The organism is Haloferax mucosum ATCC BAA-1512, from assembly GCF_000337815.1.
Classification (GTDB): Archaea; Halobacteriota; Halobacteria; order Halobacteriales; family Haloferacaceae; genus Haloferax; species Haloferax mucosum.
Window position 1 is genome coordinate 16,065 of record NZ_AOLN01000009.1, and the last position, 15,584, is coordinate 31,648.

Annotated in this window: 18 protein-coding genes; 17 read left to right on the forward strand and 1 reads right to left on the reverse strand. The window is 59.1% G+C overall.

Features of this window, described 5'->3' with window-relative positions; all coding sequences use genetic code 11:
• From C440_RS05540 to C440_RS05590, 11 genes are all read left to right on the forward strand, one after another.
• On the forward strand, positions 1 to 312 hold the full coding sequence (locus C440_RS05540) for a hypothetical protein (RefSeq protein ID WP_008319088.1): 312 nt from the start codon (positions 1 to 3) through the stop codon (positions 310 to 312).
• On the forward strand, positions 309 to 1,073 hold the full coding sequence (locus C440_RS05545) for a hypothetical protein (RefSeq protein WP_008319090.1): 765 nt from the start codon (positions 309 to 311) through the stop codon (positions 1,071 to 1,073). The genes C440_RS05540 and C440_RS05545 overlap by 4 nt, the downstream gene beginning before the upstream one ends.
• A gap of 97 nt (positions 1,074 to 1,170) precedes the next feature.
• Positions 1,171 to 2,217 carry a hypothetical protein gene (locus C440_RS05550; RefSeq protein WP_008319092.1) on the forward strand — a complete coding sequence of 349 codons (1,047 nt, stop codon included), beginning with the start codon at positions 1,171 to 1,173 and terminating at the stop codon, positions 2,215 to 2,217.
• On the forward strand, positions 2,214 to 3,443 hold the full coding sequence (locus tag C440_RS05555; protein WP_241431998.1) for a hypothetical protein: 1,230 nt from the start codon (positions 2,214 to 2,216) through the stop codon (positions 3,441 to 3,443). Before C440_RS05550 ends, C440_RS05555 begins: the two co-directional genes overlap by 4 nt.
• A gap of 52 nt (positions 3,444 to 3,495) precedes the next feature.
• Entirely contained in the window at positions 3,496 to 4,362 is an 867-nt protein-coding gene (locus tag C440_RS05560; protein WP_008319097.1) for a hypothetical protein, read from the forward strand.
• A 6-nt stretch (positions 4,363 to 4,368) separates the two neighbouring features.
• The gene (locus tag C440_RS05565; protein WP_008319099.1) at positions 4,369 to 5,073 is read left to right on the forward strand and encodes a hypothetical protein; all 705 of its coding nucleotides are present in this window, start codon (positions 4,369 to 4,371) and stop codon (positions 5,071 to 5,073) included.
• A gap of 2 nt (positions 5,074 to 5,075) precedes the next feature.
• Positions 5,076 to 5,501, forward strand: coding sequence for a hypothetical protein (locus C440_RS05570; protein ID WP_008319100.1), 426 nt, complete (start codon positions 5,076 to 5,078; stop codon positions 5,499 to 5,501).
• Positions 5,498 to 5,968, forward strand: a complete 471-nt coding sequence (locus C440_RS05575; RefSeq protein ID WP_008319101.1) for a hypothetical protein — start codon at positions 5,498 to 5,500, stop codon at positions 5,966 to 5,968. The genes C440_RS05570 and C440_RS05575 overlap by 4 nt, the downstream gene beginning before the upstream one ends.
• A gap of 34 nt (positions 5,969 to 6,002) precedes the next feature.
• The gene (locus tag C440_RS05580; protein WP_008319103.1) at positions 6,003 to 6,920 is read left to right on the forward strand and encodes a phage tail tube protein; all 918 of its coding nucleotides are present in this window, start codon (positions 6,003 to 6,005) and stop codon (positions 6,918 to 6,920) included.
• A 2-nt stretch (positions 6,921 to 6,922) separates the two neighbouring features.
• Positions 6,923 to 7,471, forward strand: a complete 549-nt coding sequence (locus C440_RS05585; RefSeq protein ID WP_008319105.1) for a hypothetical protein — start codon at positions 6,923 to 6,925, stop codon at positions 7,469 to 7,471.
• Between the two features lie 123 nt (positions 7,472 to 7,594).
• Positions 7,595 to 8,746 (forward strand): hypothetical protein, encoded by a 1,152-nt coding sequence (locus C440_RS05590; RefSeq protein WP_008319107.1) that lies wholly within the window; start codon positions 7,595 to 7,597, stop codon positions 8,744 to 8,746.
• Positions 8,747 to 8,763: 17 nt separating this feature from the next.
• On the opposite strand, the gene C440_RS05595 is transcribed toward C440_RS05590, so the two are convergent.
• Complete coding sequence (locus C440_RS05595; protein ID WP_008319110.1) at positions 8,764 to 8,973, reverse strand: hypothetical protein; 210 nt, start codon at positions 8,971 to 8,973, stop codon at positions 8,764 to 8,766.
• A 61-nt stretch (positions 8,974 to 9,034) separates the two neighbouring features.
• Here C440_RS05595 and C440_RS18225 point away from each other — a divergent pair, with 61 nt between their 5' ends.
• The 6 genes from C440_RS18225 (at position 9,035) to C440_RS05615 (ending at position 15,561) form a co-directional block, all read left to right on the forward strand.
• Positions 9,035 to 9,277 (forward strand): HNH endonuclease, encoded by a 243-nt coding sequence (locus tag C440_RS18225; protein ID WP_083893991.1) that lies wholly within the window; start codon positions 9,035 to 9,037, stop codon positions 9,275 to 9,277.
• 198 nt (positions 9,278 to 9,475) lie between these two features.
• Positions 9,476 to 9,634 (forward strand): hypothetical protein, encoded by a 159-nt coding sequence (locus C440_RS17480; RefSeq protein ID WP_161605913.1) that lies wholly within the window; start codon positions 9,476 to 9,478, stop codon positions 9,632 to 9,634.
• A gap of 2 nt (positions 9,635 to 9,636) precedes the next feature.
• Positions 9,637 to 9,969, forward strand: a complete 333-nt coding sequence (locus tag C440_RS05600) for a type II toxin-antitoxin system RelE family toxin (RefSeq protein ID WP_008319111.1) — start codon at positions 9,637 to 9,639, stop codon at positions 9,967 to 9,969.
• Positions 9,970 to 10,048: 79 nt separating this feature from the next.
• Complete coding sequence (locus C440_RS05605) at positions 10,049 to 10,702, forward strand: hypothetical protein (RefSeq protein WP_049915395.1); 654 nt, start codon at positions 10,049 to 10,051, stop codon at positions 10,700 to 10,702.
• Positions 10,703 to 10,947: 245 nt separating this feature from the next.
• The gene (locus tag C440_RS05610; RefSeq protein ID WP_241431999.1) at positions 10,948 to 11,829 is read left to right on the forward strand and encodes a hypothetical protein; all 882 of its coding nucleotides are present in this window, start codon (positions 10,948 to 10,950) and stop codon (positions 11,827 to 11,829) included.
• Between the two features lie 210 nt (positions 11,830 to 12,039).
• Positions 12,040 to 15,561, forward strand: a complete 3,522-nt coding sequence (locus C440_RS05615) for a fibronectin type III domain-containing protein (RefSeq protein ID WP_008319118.1) — start codon at positions 12,040 to 12,042, stop codon at positions 15,559 to 15,561.
• The last annotated feature ends 23 nt before the right edge of the window (positions 15,562 to 15,584 follow it).

Sequence of the window (15,584 nt, forward strand, 5' to 3'; positions counted from 1 at the left end):
ATGCCATCTGACCTTCCATCCAACATCAAGCGCGCGCTCGCAACCGAAGGCCCAACTGAAGACCCCACTGAGTTCGGCGTTGACCTCTACCGCATCCTCGCACCTCCAGACGATGACGACTTCGTTCACCCTATCCTCGCTATCGTCTGCGAGTTGGAGTGCGGGATGACCGTCGCCGACTGGAACATTGACGCCTGGCCCGACGACAAGCAACTCATGCACCCACATCAGAGTATCTACGGCTCTCTCGGAGACCTCGAACAGGTGGCTGAAGGCCCAATCGAACACCTTACGCGGGTGACCGGCCGGTGAGCATCCAAGTACTCAACCATCCAGACGCCGGCGTCGATGCAAAGGCCGCAGTCGGCCAGTCCATCACGGACACGTCGGGGCAGGTCCGCGACCGCCGGCTCACACGAGAGGACGTCCCCAACGAGTGGCACCATCCTGTCTTCGAGGCTGACGACTTCATCATCGAAGGGCCGGCGTCGGTCGAGATCGTCGATCGGTCGGGTCAGCAAATCCAGATGGAAGCTGTCCGGGAGGCCCTCGACCGCTTCATGCTGTCCGAGCGTGAGCCCGGAATCATCTCCGACAAGCACGACGACGTCCCAGTCGGCGTCCCGCTGTGGGACTGGACGACTGACGACGGACAGCGCTATGAGACCGTCGTCGAGGGCGACCGCTTCCAGCTTGTTTCGAACCTCGGCAACGAGACGACGATGAGTAAGCTTGCTCGACTCCGCTGTCTCAACGGCGACTACGGCGGCTACTCCATCACAGTCTACTCGAATGAGGAGGTTGCTAAGCCAGACGGGACGTGTGTCACGACCAACTGCGACCTCCACGCGGTGACGATTGGCCACGAGGACCTCGTGATGAATCCGGCAGCAGACTTCGACGTCGTTGACTTCAAGCACGGGGGAATCCTCGAAGCGTCGATTCGGCGGCGGCTTCGGCGGCGTGACTCGATGACTGGACGCGTCGAACAGAAGCTCCGTGATTCCAGTTCCAGTTCCAGTCAAGGAGACGACTCTCTCGCCGCTTCGCTTCTCGACCGGCTCCGCGACTGACGTCTGCCGAACAGGCAGGTCGCAACAAACGACTACATAGCGCCCCCGATGACGGAGATTTGGCCAGTCTTTCGAGGGGTTGTGGCCACATTTGACGATGCGAATTTTCAGCAACAGTAGTAGCTCGGCCGACAAAGCCCGAGCCGTTTTGGACGACCTTCCAGAGGGTTCCTCGCCGTTCGAGATCCTCCAGGCAGTCGATCAAAAAGCAGGCGACGGCGACGTTGACCCTGATGAAGTTGTACAGGAACTGCGCGCGATGAGCGACGAGGTTGACCAGAAACTCGCCAACATCGACGGCGCTGGTGTTGACCAAAAAGAGATGCGCGACGCGGCTGGCGCGGTCGCCTCTCGGACGTCGCTATCGACCGAGGATGCGATGACTGTCTTGTCTGCGACGGTCAACGCCAGTGAACAGAAGGATGCGTCGGCGCTCGTCGATGCGTTCGACTCCGTCCACGGGAGCGATACCGATCAAAAAGCCGGTGACGGCAACGCGCAGGAAACAGATGCAGATGCAGACACGACTACGGACACGACTCAGATGAGTGACAACCCGACTGACGATGGTACCGAAATCGATCAAAAGCAAACTGACGGTGACATGAACCCACTCGACCTCGTCGAACAGGTCGGCGACTCCGACGCCCGAAGCCTCGTTGAAGACTATGCAGAATCGATGAACAAAGACGTCGAAGAGGTCGCAGCCGAGTGGATTGCCGAGAACGTCCCCGGTGTGACTGTCGAGGGCTACGGCTCTGACGGCGGAGACGGCGCTGGAGCAGATGCGCCCGCCGCTGACCAGAACGGAGGTCAGGCACAGCCTCCTGCCGCAACGCAGAACGTTGACCAGATGCTCCAGAGCGCAGAGTTCAACGAGCATGTGGCGGCCGCCATCACGAACGACAAAGTCCTCGACGAGATGGCCGGCGCACTCGGCCAGAAGATGGCTGAGGACGACGAGTTCGCTGATCAATTGGTCCAGAAGATGACCGAGAGTGACGACCTCTCGGACAAGCTCGTCCAGACGGTCGATCAGAAGGGAGACTTCATTTCGACCGGCCAGACCACGGCCACCGCCCCTAGCGGCGAGGCAGAGACCGTCGGGGCGTCGGGCGCGCTCACTGGGGGTGATGGCGAATGAGTGCGCACCCGATGATGAGCTACGCCGGGGGCAACACCCCTGAGCGGTTCATAGAATCGCACGTGCTTAGCGACGTCCCGATGGACTGGAACGAGGGTCTCCTCCAGCGGGCACAGTACGATACGACGACTGAGGCGCACGTCAACGCGATTTTCAATGCGACGCTGTACGCCCAGTACAACGACGAACACGAGTGGTACAACGCACTCTCCCAGGTAGACCGGTTCAACGCCTCACTCGAAGGCCCGGTCACCGCAAAGGCATTCCGGGCCGCCACCACACCCGTTGACCTCCAGACGCACTCTGAGGGTGGGGTCATCTCGTCCGGCCAGACGATGGGTATCGAACCCGTCGAGTACGACCCGAAGCGTTCGGAGACCGTCATCGAGGTGTCGGACCTCCAGGAGATCCGTGCGGCCATCGAGGACGCGGTCGGCTTCGAGGAGTTCTGGGAGCTACAGGAGCAACAACTCGACCTCGCAATCGACCGCGACGGCATCGCTTCGGCGGTCTTCCAAGGTGACACAGCGTACGCGGACGTTGACCAGATCACGACGCTCGACCGCGTCATCGCGTCCAGTGACGAGGAAGCCAACGCGACGGACCCCAACGGTAACGCCTACAATGACGGGGACCTCGACTACGGCAGCATTGACCGGTCGGCAGACTCGTGGGCCGACTCGTTCGTCGATCACAACGGCGCGTCGGGCACTCGCCAACTGACGGCTGGCCTGTTCAGCTCGTTTCTCAACTCGATGAACGAGTTCGCGGGCGTCGATGTGTTCAACGACACCGCCATCCTCACCGGCCACGACACCGCGGGTGTGCTGTCGGACCTTGCGGCCGACCGGAACAACGTCCGAAACGTGGCTGCGATGGCTGACTACGCGCGTGAGAGTGTCGGCGACGCAGAGACCATCCGTGGTCTTTCTGGGACTGCCCGCTACCGCGACTTCGACGGCATCCCGATCATAGGCAACCAGCACGCAATCAAGCACGGTGACCTCTCGTCTATCTTCATCGTCCCCACGGACACGATCCGCGGTCAGCCGCGACTGTCAATCGAGAACTTCGCCGAACCGTACGTCGAGACTGCCGGTCGTGGCCAGTCGCAGGGCTACCTCGCCACCGGCAACTACCGCGACGAGGCGCTCATGCTCCTCAACCACGAAGTCGTCAACCGCGACTTCGCTTCCTGCGGCCTTCTGCGCGACCTCGCAGAGTAACAAACGTGACCGACACAACTACCGCTACCACCACTACTACGGAGCGACACTAATGCCAGTCACGACTCTCAAGAGCGCACAGAAATTCGAAGACAAAGGTCACGCCGAAGTCGAATTTGTCGGCTTCCGCTACACCGGCGACGCGTCGATGAAAGCCGACCTTGACATCCGCGAACGTGCGGGATACAACGGCCCCGCAAAATTCCAACAGGGGCAGGTCTACCTTGCGTTACTACCGACGTATCTCGACCCTAATCATGTCGAGAACGCCAACATGGGAGTTCACGCCCTCGAAGCCCGCAACGACTTCGAGGTCATCTACGACGCCAAGCGCCTTGCTGAGGCACTTCTCGAACGCAACTATCTCCCACCAGAGGTCTTCTACGAGGGGTTCGACCGTTACAAGCGAAAGAAGCTCTTCGAGAAGCTCAGCCTTGACGACCACGGCCGCGTCTTCGGCAAGGACGATGAAGAGCCCTACCGCGACGGACTCCGGGCTATCGCCGGCATCGAGCGCGACGAGGCCGCAGAGGTCTCCCAACAGCGGACCGACGAGTATATCCAGCGGTTCTCTCGGTCGCAGGCCGCCGACATCGTCCGCACGTTGCAAGCCCCTGCGACCGACCCTCCCTTCGAACCCAGCGACCACACCATCGACGAACTCGAAGCCAAACTTGAGACCGATGACGACGAGAAGTGGGACGACGAGACACTCGAAGTGCTGTACGTCGCCGAACAGAACGGCGATGATCGCGCCGGCGCTCGCAACGCTATCGAAGACGTACTGGGAGACAGCGTTGAGACCGACAGCGTCATCGACCTTGAAACGGCTGGCCTCACCGACATGGCCGAGTTCCTCACGCGTTTCGAACCTGATGTCGTCGAGACGACTGTCGCCGAAGTCACCGGCGAGGAGTAAGCGTTCATGTCGTCTGCGACCGACGATGTCCGCTATGCGAGCGCCGACGCTGTCCTTACGGCCGCGAGTGACACAGACCCGTCTACAGCACCGCAATGGGAGCGCGACCGGGCAAAACGCCGAGCGGTTGCGGTCACCAAAACGTGGGTCACCGAGACTGGCAAAGCGTTCCATCCTGTTCGAGTCGGCGACCCCAGCGAACCGCGCACGTGGCCCGTCTTCGACGTCCAAGACGCCGTCTCGTGGTCGCCGGCGACGGTTCTCCTCGACGAACAACCGCTCCCCATAGACCCCGCCGAAGGCGACGCTCTCGAAGTGCGCGACGGCCGAAACTCGTGGGACGACGTCACCAGCGAGGAGGGCGACACGTGGACGCTGGACTACCGCCGCAAGCGCTTGCGAATCTATCGCCGACGCTTCGTCCGCAAGCCCTGGGACAACCCAAACACGCGCTTCTGCCGGCTAACATATCGCTATGGTCCACTCGACGACACCGTGTCGATGACGGACGACGGCCTCGTCGAAAGCGTCCCCGAAGACGTCGTTGAGGCGGTCGCGGCGAAGGCGGCGATGCGTCTCACCCTCGACGATGATGCCACAACGGGCGTCCCCGACGACGGCCAACTGACGAGTCGCGGGTCGAAACGAGCCGCGCTCAAAGAGGAGTGGGAAGAAACGGTTGCCAACTACACCGGCTTTTCAACACTCTGACGATGGGATTAGAACTCGAAAACGAATTCGAGGCGCTCGCAGAGCAAGCGCTCCTCTCAAACGTCGCCTCGACGCTTCGCGACGACTATGGGCCGCTTCTAAAAGACGCCGTCGAGAAGAACTTCAAGGCGTACGCTGCCGCGAACGACTACGATATCTCCTTCATCTGGGACGCCGCTGAGGACCCCGTCGTCAAGCGCTCCCAGCAGTCGGTCCAGCTCCGCATCGAGTGGCCAGGGCTGACCGCACTCTTCGAACTGGGTGTCGAACCCCACACGATCACCGGTGATCTGCACTTCTACTGGGAGGCGAAGGACATGTGGATTCAAACCGACTCCGTCAACTGGGGAAGTGAGACCGGCGGTATTCCCGAATCCCGGGCAATCCGAAACGGGCTCGAGGACCTCCGTCAGGAGATCCAGCGATGACGCTCGTCGAAGACGTCCTCGGCTGGATTCAGGCCGACTTCGCGGGCGGTCTTCCCGACGACCTGGAGCGTGTCAATCGGGACGACTCGAACAAGCTCGACGGCGGGATTCGGTCCCGGAAGCAGGACCTCGCACGTTCGAACCTCGTCGGCGTCGGCTCGGTTCGGACGGACCCCACCGCCGTCGGGACCGAGTACGAACACAAGCAAGACGCGATACTCTCTTGCCGCATCGAAGCACTCCACGAAGGCCAGCGCGGCCATATCGCGGACGGCGACGCGTTCGAGGCCCTCGTCCGAAACGTCAGGCTCGCCATCCTCGCCCACCGCTCGTTCCCACCGACGTCGACGCCGGCGACCTACCACACGCTCTTCATCGAGAACGAGCGCAACGACTCGAAGATCTACCGCGATTTCTACCAGTACTCGTTTGACATCCGCTTCCGCGGATACGACGACTTCAGCTAACAACCATGCTACCCATACACAGCGGAGGTAAGCGATGAGCGCCGGCGCTGGCAGTTCGACCGTCGCGTTCACGCCCGAGCCGTCGTTTGGGGCCGACCCGGACATGGAGACGGCGACGTTCAACCTCCCGTTCAAGAATCCGACTATCGGTGAAGCATCGCTCTCAAACGAACTACGACGTATCCGTGACCCGGACTCGGTCGTTTCAGTTGCCTCTTTGGCACAGAATTTCCAGGGTGCGCTCAACATCTCAGGAGAACTTTCGACGAACAACTGGCACCAGTTGGTCTTCAACAACGATGCAAACGACGGCTTCGAACCTGGCCGAATGCCCTCCTCACGATGGTATCTGGGTGTTGATTATCTAACTGACCAAGCGATTGCAACCTCTGAGCGGGAGCTCGCAATGTGCATCGTCACAGACGCCCAAATCACCTACCAACAGGGAGGGGCCGTGACGCTTGACCTGACGATGATTTACGGTGACGAGAAGCTGTCGTCATCAATCACACCGTCGAACATTCAGAAACCGACAGACAGCGAAATCGTCGCATTCCACGGTTTCGACGTCCAGATTGACGGCGTCTCCATCGATAAGCTCCAGAACGCGACGCTATCGCTGTCACCGAGTGCTCGATTCCACCGTGGGACAAGCCGCCACCCTGTCGATGCTGTTATCGGGGATGTGACGCCGACGCTTTCGACCACAGGCATCTACTCCGGCCCCGGAGCAGTTGAGCGCGCGTTCGGAGACACAGGTGCAACTACGCCAGCCGACCGTCTCACTGCAGTCAATGGAACCGTCTCGACGACCAATGGCTCGGGAACGACGACCTCGTACAACCTGACCGGCCTAAAGCCGCAGTCGTACAATTGGCAAGACCTCGTTGCACCCGACACCGACCTCACCGACCCCGTGACGTATAATGTAAGCAACGTTACGGTATCCTAACCATGCCACTCCGAACACAACGCTACGACCTCTCCGACGAGATCGACCGTATCGACAACGAAATTGCCGAGCTCAAAGCGACGAAACAAGACCTCACCGACGCCGACGAAGACAAGGCAGATGCCATCAAGAAGGTCAAACAGCGGATAACTCAACTTGAATCTCAACAGCGTGGCGCTCGATGGGCACGTGATGAAGCTCACTACTCTCCGAGTGAGGGTGGTATCGAATCCTGGAACCATGCAGTCGATAGCATCGAACTTGCGGGTCTAACCGCCGGAGACATGGCTCAGGTCTCGGCTGAGATGACCGTCACACACCACGCAGTCCAACGCATACACATGGTCGCCCAAGGAACTGAAGACGCACCCTACCACGACGCATCGGCGTCCTACGGCGACCGCGTCGAGGCGGTTGGGAAACTTCCCGTCGCATATATCAGGTGGGCATACAGCCGGGTAGATAGTCTCTCGACAGTGGGAAACACAGAGCGGACCGCCTCCGAGCCTACGCCCAAGGCGACGCGGTCCCAGACGCCGACAAGCGACTGACTACCGACTATCTTGTCGGGTTGGCGATGATGCACGGTCATCCACCCGAGCAAGTACGTGAGTACTCGATTCGAGACCTCGAACTGATGCAGATCGTGAGTAATGCAACGGGAAGTGTGTTGAATGTCTGAGAGCGAGTTCACGGCTGGTGCAGCCCTGCGGGTAGATGTTGACCGGGACAGCCTGCGGCACACCAGAGATGTCATCCAAGAGGCCGTTGGTGACCCCGAGGTTGCCGTCCGCCCGGGCGGGTCAACAACCGCCCGCGTTGATGGCGGTTCCAGTAGTGGGATCGGCGGCGACGTCACGCTCTCGGCCGTTATCGACGGTCTCGAACGCCACGGCGAGCGCCGGTCGAAAGAGGCGGCTCTCAGTCGGCAATTGCAGACGAAGCAAGTCGATTTACTCAACAAAGTCTGGGAGACAGCAGATGATATTGCCGGCGACGTTGGACAGGGTGATGACCTCCTCGGTGGTGCTGTCAGTGACGTCCTCGTCGAAGCGGGCGGCGGGGCGGCCGGTGAGGCCGCTGGGTCGCTCCCGAGTATACTCTCCGACATGCTCGGTCCTGCACTCGGGAACGTTCTCGGCAACGTCGTGTCGGACCTCTTCCCGACTGGCGGTCAGAATGTCCAGATTCAGAAACCAAACTGGGTCCCGCTGTCGGTCACCCGTCCATCGTGGCAGGTCGGCGTAGACAAGCCCGACTGGAAAGTTAGTATCAAAGACCTCGGCGACCTCAACGTGGAAGCACCGACACTCGACGTTGAGGAACCAACGCTTGGTGTTGATGATCCGTCGCCACTCAGCGTCGAGGAGGTCGGCCCACTCGAAGTCGAGGACGTCGACCCTATCGCAGTGTCTACCGTCGGAGGTGGTCGAACAAACCCCCCGAAAAAGCCCGAATGGGAATACGACCTCGGCTTCATTCCAGAAACAGCGAACGAGTTTGGGGAAGAGGTCCCTGGCGTCGGCCACGCAGTTGGTAGTCTGTTTGGTCTCGGCGGATTCATCGGAGCGAATCTTCCTGGTTCGTCTAAAAGGAAACAGTACCGAAAAAAACTGGACCAGTACCGAACCGAACAGGCTGTATACGAGGCCACCGGCGGCGATGGTGGTGACGGATCATCCACTGTCAACATCACAGTCAACCAGGGCGACGTCGTCATCAAAGACGTCGATTTCCAACGTCTTCGGCGCGAAATGGAACGGAAGAGCCAGAATCAGATCGACAAAGCCATCAGCGACATCAAACGAAAGATCTCCGGGTTGTGATTCTGGTTGCGGGCCGGTTACTTCTTGATATTCACGCTCACGTGCGTCCCTGCGATGTACCGCTTGAACAGATAGTACGCTACTGCAAGGGCGACGGCGAACAACACCACCCCGGCCAGACTCTGAAAGTACGCAAACAACACGCCCAGGACCACGACCGCTACTGAAAATCCAACAAGTACCCGGACCACCGCCTTCCCAGTCCGGACCCAGTCCACTTCTACCATTTTCTGATACTTTCGCCTGACGCTCAATAAGCGTAGCCCTGCAACCACACCAAAAAAATGAATCCAGACAGCTACTCGCCGCGACCAATTCCGCTGTCAGGATTGCGGAGTCACCCAACCAGAACACATCAAAAAGCACGAACGCAAACTCGACGTACACCACATCGTCCCTGCCCGCCAGTTCGACGACCCCGGGAAGCGCAACGCAATGGATAATCTTGTCACGTTGTGTCGTGTTTGCCACGCGAAGTGGGAGCGGATGTCCGGCCTTCGCCCCAACACCCGCGAACAGCCCGCTGACTGACTACTGCCACACCGATGACGCCAACTGGCCGAGGACATTCTCAACTTGTTGAGCATGCAGTGGCCCTTTGGGCCACTGCATAGAGACGAACGGCACCTTCTACGGGCGGCTTCGTAGCCAATCCAGTCCAGTTCCGGGGCGATATCGTGGCGATTTAGGGTAAAACTTTAACTCTGTGCCTTCATCCCTAGGATAGAGATGGCTACAGACGGCGACTCAGCCCACCCACCGAACGAAGACGACATGCTTCCTGACGAGCGTGCCGCAATCGCGGAACGCCTCAACGAGTTGGAAGACGATGAGTCGCACCTCACGCTCGACGAGGTCGCGTCGGACCTCGGTATCGAACTCGACTAAGCGTGCCGCGCGCGCCGTCAAAACTGCGATTTCTCCCAAGTGCGCGAGACGACCTCACTGATATTCAAACCCACAACCCCGACCACGCAGGGCGGATTTTCCGCAAAATCGCAGACTGGAAGGAGAAAATTGGTTGGGGCCGCGTCCCCCAACAGCGACTGACGTATCTCTCGGGGTCGGGGGGATACAACTTCTACCGAGAGCGAGTTGGGAATAGCGGCTACCGCGTCATCTACGAGATTAGCGGCGATTCGATGACGGTCGTTGCGGTCCTCCCGAAAGGCGACCACACCTACGATTTAGACGAGTTCCGCCGCCGGATGGACCGCGCCTAAGCCCAAATTTTCTAAAACCTGAACTGATTTCGAATCACCCTTGAGCGCCGGGTAAGTGCGCCGATTTTTCATACTCACCATGGTCACAAGACTCACGGGTGCCGTCCTTGAGGTCGAAGCGAACCTTGACGGCCAGCAATGCACTGGAATATTCCATCTGTCAAAAGACTATAACGTCGTCGGCGATATCGTCCGCCAATATCTCATTGGGCCAACGGGCGAACTCGGTGCGCGACTCATTGACGTCCTCGAAGGCGATTCCGATGAGAGTGTCCTCGGTGACTCAACAAGAAATCGCCAGGGCTTCGTCATTGACGCTGGCGGGGGAACGCGCTCGTACGAGATCACCGCGTCACTGTCGGAGACGCCGTTCGGTGAACACGGCTACCTCCAGATGGGCGACACTGGTGACGAAACCAATCTGACTGCGACTGACGCGACTGGCGCCGATGCTCGTACGCAAGCGGATGTGTTCTCGCGGTTCGTTTCTGAGGCAACAACAGACTCGATCAATAGCGCTACGCTCCACATTGGACACTATCACGACGGTACGTACACACTCGATGGCCAGCCAGGGCTCTTTGGCTCGCCTCGTGCAGTCCACATCCCTGAAGGACCACGAGTGACTGAGAGCGCTGAGGACGCGTCAGCGGTCGAGATTACGATAACGTGCAACGTGGTCGGGTCGTTCGACCGCGCACTCGACATCGACGAACAGGTCCCATACCTATGAGACGGCGTTTGTACACACTCACGACGAGAGACAGCGTGACGCTGTCGCTGGGTCGCGATTCACAACGCAACACGGCGGCTCTGGCAACTCTGTCACAAGGGACGTCCGTCTCAAAGTCGGTTTCTCTTGAGCCAGGCGAGATTCCCTTTGAGTTCTTCCTCGCTGGCGAGAGAGCAGGCCGTCTCGCTGCATCGTTTTCAGAACTACTCAACTCCGACGAATATAGTGCAATTCCATTCTACGGCGTGGACGGACAGACTGCGTTCGATGGCTACTACGTTCCCAAACGTGGGTCATCGCGGCCACTCGACGCACAAGTAAGCGGGCAAGTACATCGCGTCAACGCGACCCTCTCTGAGGCAGGGACTCGGCGGACACATCTCAAGGCCGTCACGATGGAGGTCTCAGACGCGAACAACGACCACGGCAACAACCTTACGTCTGAAATTGCCATCCCGTCAGCGGCTGACACCTCACTCACGCGATGGCTCTCCGACGACGGGATGACGACGGTGGCCACGCCAACCACGACACGGACGACGCAGTTCGGCGCCGTAGATATATACAACACTGCCGCGGCCCCGACGGCGACGAGCACGCTCATCTATGGCTTGCCGTACACAGAAACGGGGAAAACCGACTGCCGGGTGTGGGACGACCGAGGGGTTTCGAAACTCGACGCTAACGACAACGTACAGTGGCAACGCGTCTTTGCGACCGCCCACGAGTTTGTCGGCAGGATCGTCGTCGAAAACGGTCTCGTCAGATTGACGATGGATGACCGCACTCAAACTCTCACAGCGGAGACGTGGGACGACGTGAACCAGACGTGGTCGAACGTGTCGCTCGGTACCTCGGACTGGGTGCTCGTAGACGTTGATCTGGTCCATCTCGGTCCAGTGGCTGTCGAGGCGCAACTCTTGTTCGAAGATCCGACCGGGGGTCAGCACGCCCAAGACATGCGACTCACCAGAGGTTCGACTGCCGTACTGTTCGAAAATCCGATGAACGAGACGGACGCAACGCCAGTCGGGTTGCAGGACTTACTCGAGCCGGTTGCCTCGACGAGCGCCCAGTCAGCTAACGAGTCGCTCGACCTCGTTGACCGCAAGGTGGTGCGGAAATAGATGGTCGTCTTTGAGGACTTCGAGGACGTCACTGACTGGTCGTCGGTTACGAGAGACGCTTCACATGCCGTCGTCGGAAGTTATGCGGGAAAACTGGTCCACGAGGGCCAAGCAACCACAACCGACTCACGGACTATCCCAACACCACGGTCAAGTATTGCGTTCTACTGTGGTGCGAACCCCAATTCTGCTGGGTCGCAAAACCCAGGGATGGCAGAGATCCGATTTTCGAATAACGCTGTCGAACTAGAAGAGGGCCAACCTGTCATCCTGTCTGTCGGCGGGAACAAGCACACGCTTGCTCCATCGTTTGTCGAAGGAGAGATGTACAAATTCCGGGCCGAACAGCGCGACAACGGCAATACAGACATTTACTGGGATGGATCACTCGTTGTCTCTGATATCAACATCAGCGACGAAATTGGCAAACTCGAACTCTACGGGTACGCCGGTAACAACTCGGCGGCGACGACAACGGTATGGGTGGACCATGTTGAACTGCCACCGCTCCCACCAGGGAACCCGTCGGCAACAGCCCAAAGCACCGACCAGATAGACATCACGTATGAGTCTGTCACATCGGACGGCACGCCAACATATGACCTCTATCGGGCGACGTCATCGGGAACAACACTGGCGGACTATACGACGGCTCTGAGCGGGACGACAACGACGTTTACTGATACGGGGCGGACGGAATCAACGCGGTACCACTATCGACTGACTGCGACCGACGATTCTGGACTCCGGTCACGCCCATCGGTCGAGGTTGACGAAGCGACTGTCGTCCCCGCGCCATCAGATCTCAACACCACGCCGGGAACACGAGAACTCGCCAACACCTGGACAAACAACGCGTCCAATGCAGACGGCTTTCGTGTCCGTGTCTCGACCGATGACGGCTCGACGTGGACGCAAGTCGGTGAGGACCTCCCTCCCGATACGACAAACTACACCGCGACTGATCTTCTTGACGGCACTGACTACCTCATTGAAGTTGTCGCGTTCGGTGACGGCCGCGAATCGACTCCAGTAAGTGCGAGCGAAACGACGGAGTTCGCGGTTATCACAGGACTCAACGCAGACGCCTCGGTCGAGGACGCTCTCACAGCACTTTGGGATGATACCGCAAACGTTGGAGAGTACCGCGTCCAACACCGCGTCACGAACTCGGGTGACCAATTTACTGACGACGGGACGGTCAGTCACAAGACGACACAACTCACAATTACACACTTACTGGACGGCGAGGAATACGACATCAGACTTAGGCACGAGACAGACGATGGGACGGGGTCGTGGACTGAAATTTCACCAGTCACGCTCTTGCCGACGCCAGGAGCGTCGGTCGTGTCAGTTTCGAAGACGAGCGTCGATATCGATATCAGCGACAACGCCGACAACGAAGACAACTACACCATCGAACGGGCTGAAAAGCGTCTCGGGCAGTTCTCCAACTACCAGTACCTCTCGACGGAATCTGCCGGTCTGGCGATCTTCACTGACGAGACTCCGCGGCCGGGAACGGAGTACCGCTATCGTATTTCTGCAGTCACCGAGCATGTCACCGCTTCGACAACAGTGGAGACAGCAACCACGGCAACGGCATTTCCCGACCGCGTTCCACAACGGGGCTGGTACGTCGAAATTGACCACCCAAGCGGGGCGACTCTCCGACCGCGAATCATCGAACAGGGGTCAGTTCAACCGCGCCGTCTTCCGACGCTTAATGGACTTCCACGAGTCGAGATTCCCGTCCCACGAGATGGAAAATGGGACGCAAAGCAACTCGAACTCGCGCCATGCCGTGTCTGGAAGGATGGCATCCGCCAACCCATCGAAGAGATGACGAAGCCTCGGCAGACGCCCGAGGCGACTATCCTTACCGCACGAGGTGGGCGCGAACTCCTCGACCGCGTCGAAGAGAGCGTCACCGAGCAGGAGGCACACAACTTCATCGAGGGGCTCATCGACACGACTGGTCTTCAGGCCAACGTCGATGCACCTGATGCGGATATCACGACCGACACGCCGATGCTGTCGGCTGATACCGACCAGGATATAATATCTGCTCTCATGGGTGCACCGTTCGAGGATACAAGCCCGCTCGACATCTCATCTGGGACGCTCCGGACCCACGATGTTGCGTACTTTCGGTCAGCCCCGGACTTCGATAGGCTCCTTGGGTCGTCGAGTAACCATGCGGTCATCGAGTCGGGTATCTTCGGGAGTGGGGAAGCAATTCGAATCGACTCGATTGGTAACCAGTTCTACTATGACTTCGACGTTGAATACGAGCTCTCGAACGCCGTCGTAGCCGTCCGAGTCTTCATCCCGGATGAGACGCACTCTGGCTTCGATATCGCACTCGATGGAACTGTTATCCAGACTGTTAACCCCGATACGCCCCCGACGCCGCTCGGGGAGGTCTGGTGGATCGATGACGAAGTCGTCGGGTCTGTCTCTCCTGGTTCGCACACACTTTCAGTCTATTTCAACGACGGGTCGTCCGGGGATGGGTCGCTGTCATTCGGGAGTGTTGCTCTTTTCGACGAGTCGTATACGACGGTTGCGAACGAGTCGTTCAACGACGGGCGGCCACTTTCGACACCGCATCGAAAACCACCAAGTATCGACGTTGAGACGAACGACGTCACAACGGTCAAGCAGGTTGTCGGTGGCCGGCTTGAGGCGAGCGTCAACTCGACAGCACGGAATCAAGCGCTCGCCGTCTCGAACGACCAAGGCCAGAATTGGGTCGAGGCATCGAATGGAACCGTTGTTGATGGGGCGTTCGACAGTGGCTCGCCACGGCTTCGTGGTCGCTTCACCCTCTCGTCGTTCGATTCAGGAAGTGGCGACCTCGCGTACGATGCGGGAACCGAAGTCGATCTCTTCGACTTGTTTGCGGACCTCGACGATACACCGCTCATCGTCAATCGTGTATTCGACGAAGGCAGGATGATCGACGTCTTCAACGAAGTCGCCGAACGCGGAGACTTCATCTGGTGTGTGACGACCGACCAGCACGGAACGCTCTCGGTTGAGTGGACACAACCCGGCCAACGCGAGGCATCAGGTGACCCAACTGTCGTCGATTACTCTGTCGAGACCGATGCAGGACAAATCACCGAGAAAGCCGTCGTCTATGGTACCAGTCAGCCTGTACGTGGTGAAGAAATCACTGCAGATGTTGGTGTCGCAGTCTCACTTCCAGACGACCACCTGCAATCGACCGGTGAGATTGTTCGGGCAACCGATGGCACGCGGTATGAGCGTGGGAGTGACTACGAGTTCGACCCGCTCGAAGGGACTGTAACCGTCCGTGCTGGTGGCGATATCGACAACGGTGACACGTTGGTCGTCGATTACCAAGCGAGGACACGCGGGACGTACGAACTCCCGAGCTTCGACGGCGACGAAACAAAGACTGTCGTTGAGACGATTCCGGGAGTTACCACGGGGCGGTCGGCTGATCAAGCGGCGCTCACGATTGTCCAGCAGACTTCAACGCCGCTGAAGACAGCAACCATCACTATTGACCGCTTCGATGCGGGTTGGGACCTCGTTGACCAGCTCTCGATTCCCGGCGTTCCCGGGCCGGCAATGGAGCCGTGGTCGATCACTGACGAAAACGGCCAAATTAAGACACAACTCGGGAGCCGTGACCGCGTCGAAGAAGTCGTCTCGCGGCTTAAGACACGATTATCGGCCGTTACACGCGAAATCTGAAGGCGGCGTGCAAGAGAGAAAGA

Coding starts and splice junctions, on each gene's coding strand:
- C440_RS05540 (WP_008319088.1), top strand. CDS start 1: ATGCCATCTGACCTTCCATCCAACATCAAGCGCGCGCTCGCAACCGAA.
- C440_RS05550 (WP_008319092.1), top strand. CDS start 1,171: ATGCGAATTTTCAGCAACAGTAGTAGCTCGGCCGACAAAGCCCGAGCC.
- C440_RS05555 (WP_241431998.1), top strand. CDS start 2,214: ATGAGTGCGCACCCGATGATGAGCTACGCCGGGGGCAACACCCCTGAG.
- C440_RS05560 (WP_008319097.1), top strand. CDS start 3,496: ATGCCAGTCACGACTCTCAAGAGCGCACAGAAATTCGAAGACAAAGGT.
- C440_RS05565 (WP_008319099.1), top strand. CDS start 4,369: ATGTCGTCTGCGACCGACGATGTCCGCTATGCGAGCGCCGACGCTGTC.
- C440_RS05570 (WP_008319100.1), top strand. CDS start 5,076: ATGGGATTAGAACTCGAAAACGAATTCGAGGCGCTCGCAGAGCAAGCG.
- C440_RS05575 (WP_008319101.1), top strand. CDS start 5,498: ATGACGCTCGTCGAAGACGTCCTCGGCTGGATTCAGGCCGACTTCGCG.
- C440_RS05580 (WP_008319103.1), top strand. CDS start 6,003: ATGAGCGCCGGCGCTGGCAGTTCGACCGTCGCGTTCACGCCCGAGCCG.
- C440_RS05585 (WP_008319105.1), top strand. CDS start 6,923: ATGCCACTCCGAACACAACGCTACGACCTCTCCGACGAGATCGACCGT.
- C440_RS05590 (WP_008319107.1), top strand. CDS start 7,595: ATGTCTGAGAGCGAGTTCACGGCTGGTGCAGCCCTGCGGGTAGATGTT.
- C440_RS05595 (WP_008319110.1), bottom strand. CDS start 8,973: ATGGTAGAAGTGGACTGGGTCCGGACTGGGAAGGCGGTGGTCCGGGTA.
- C440_RS17480 (WP_161605913.1), top strand. CDS start 9,476: ATGGCTACAGACGGCGACTCAGCCCACCCACCGAACGAAGACGACATG.
- C440_RS05605 (WP_049915395.1), top strand. CDS start 10,049: ATGGTCACAAGACTCACGGGTGCCGTCCTTGAGGTCGAAGCGAACCTT.
- C440_RS05615 (WP_008319118.1), top strand. CDS start 12,040: ATGGCAGAGATCCGATTTTCGAATAACGCTGTCGAACTAGAAGAGGGC.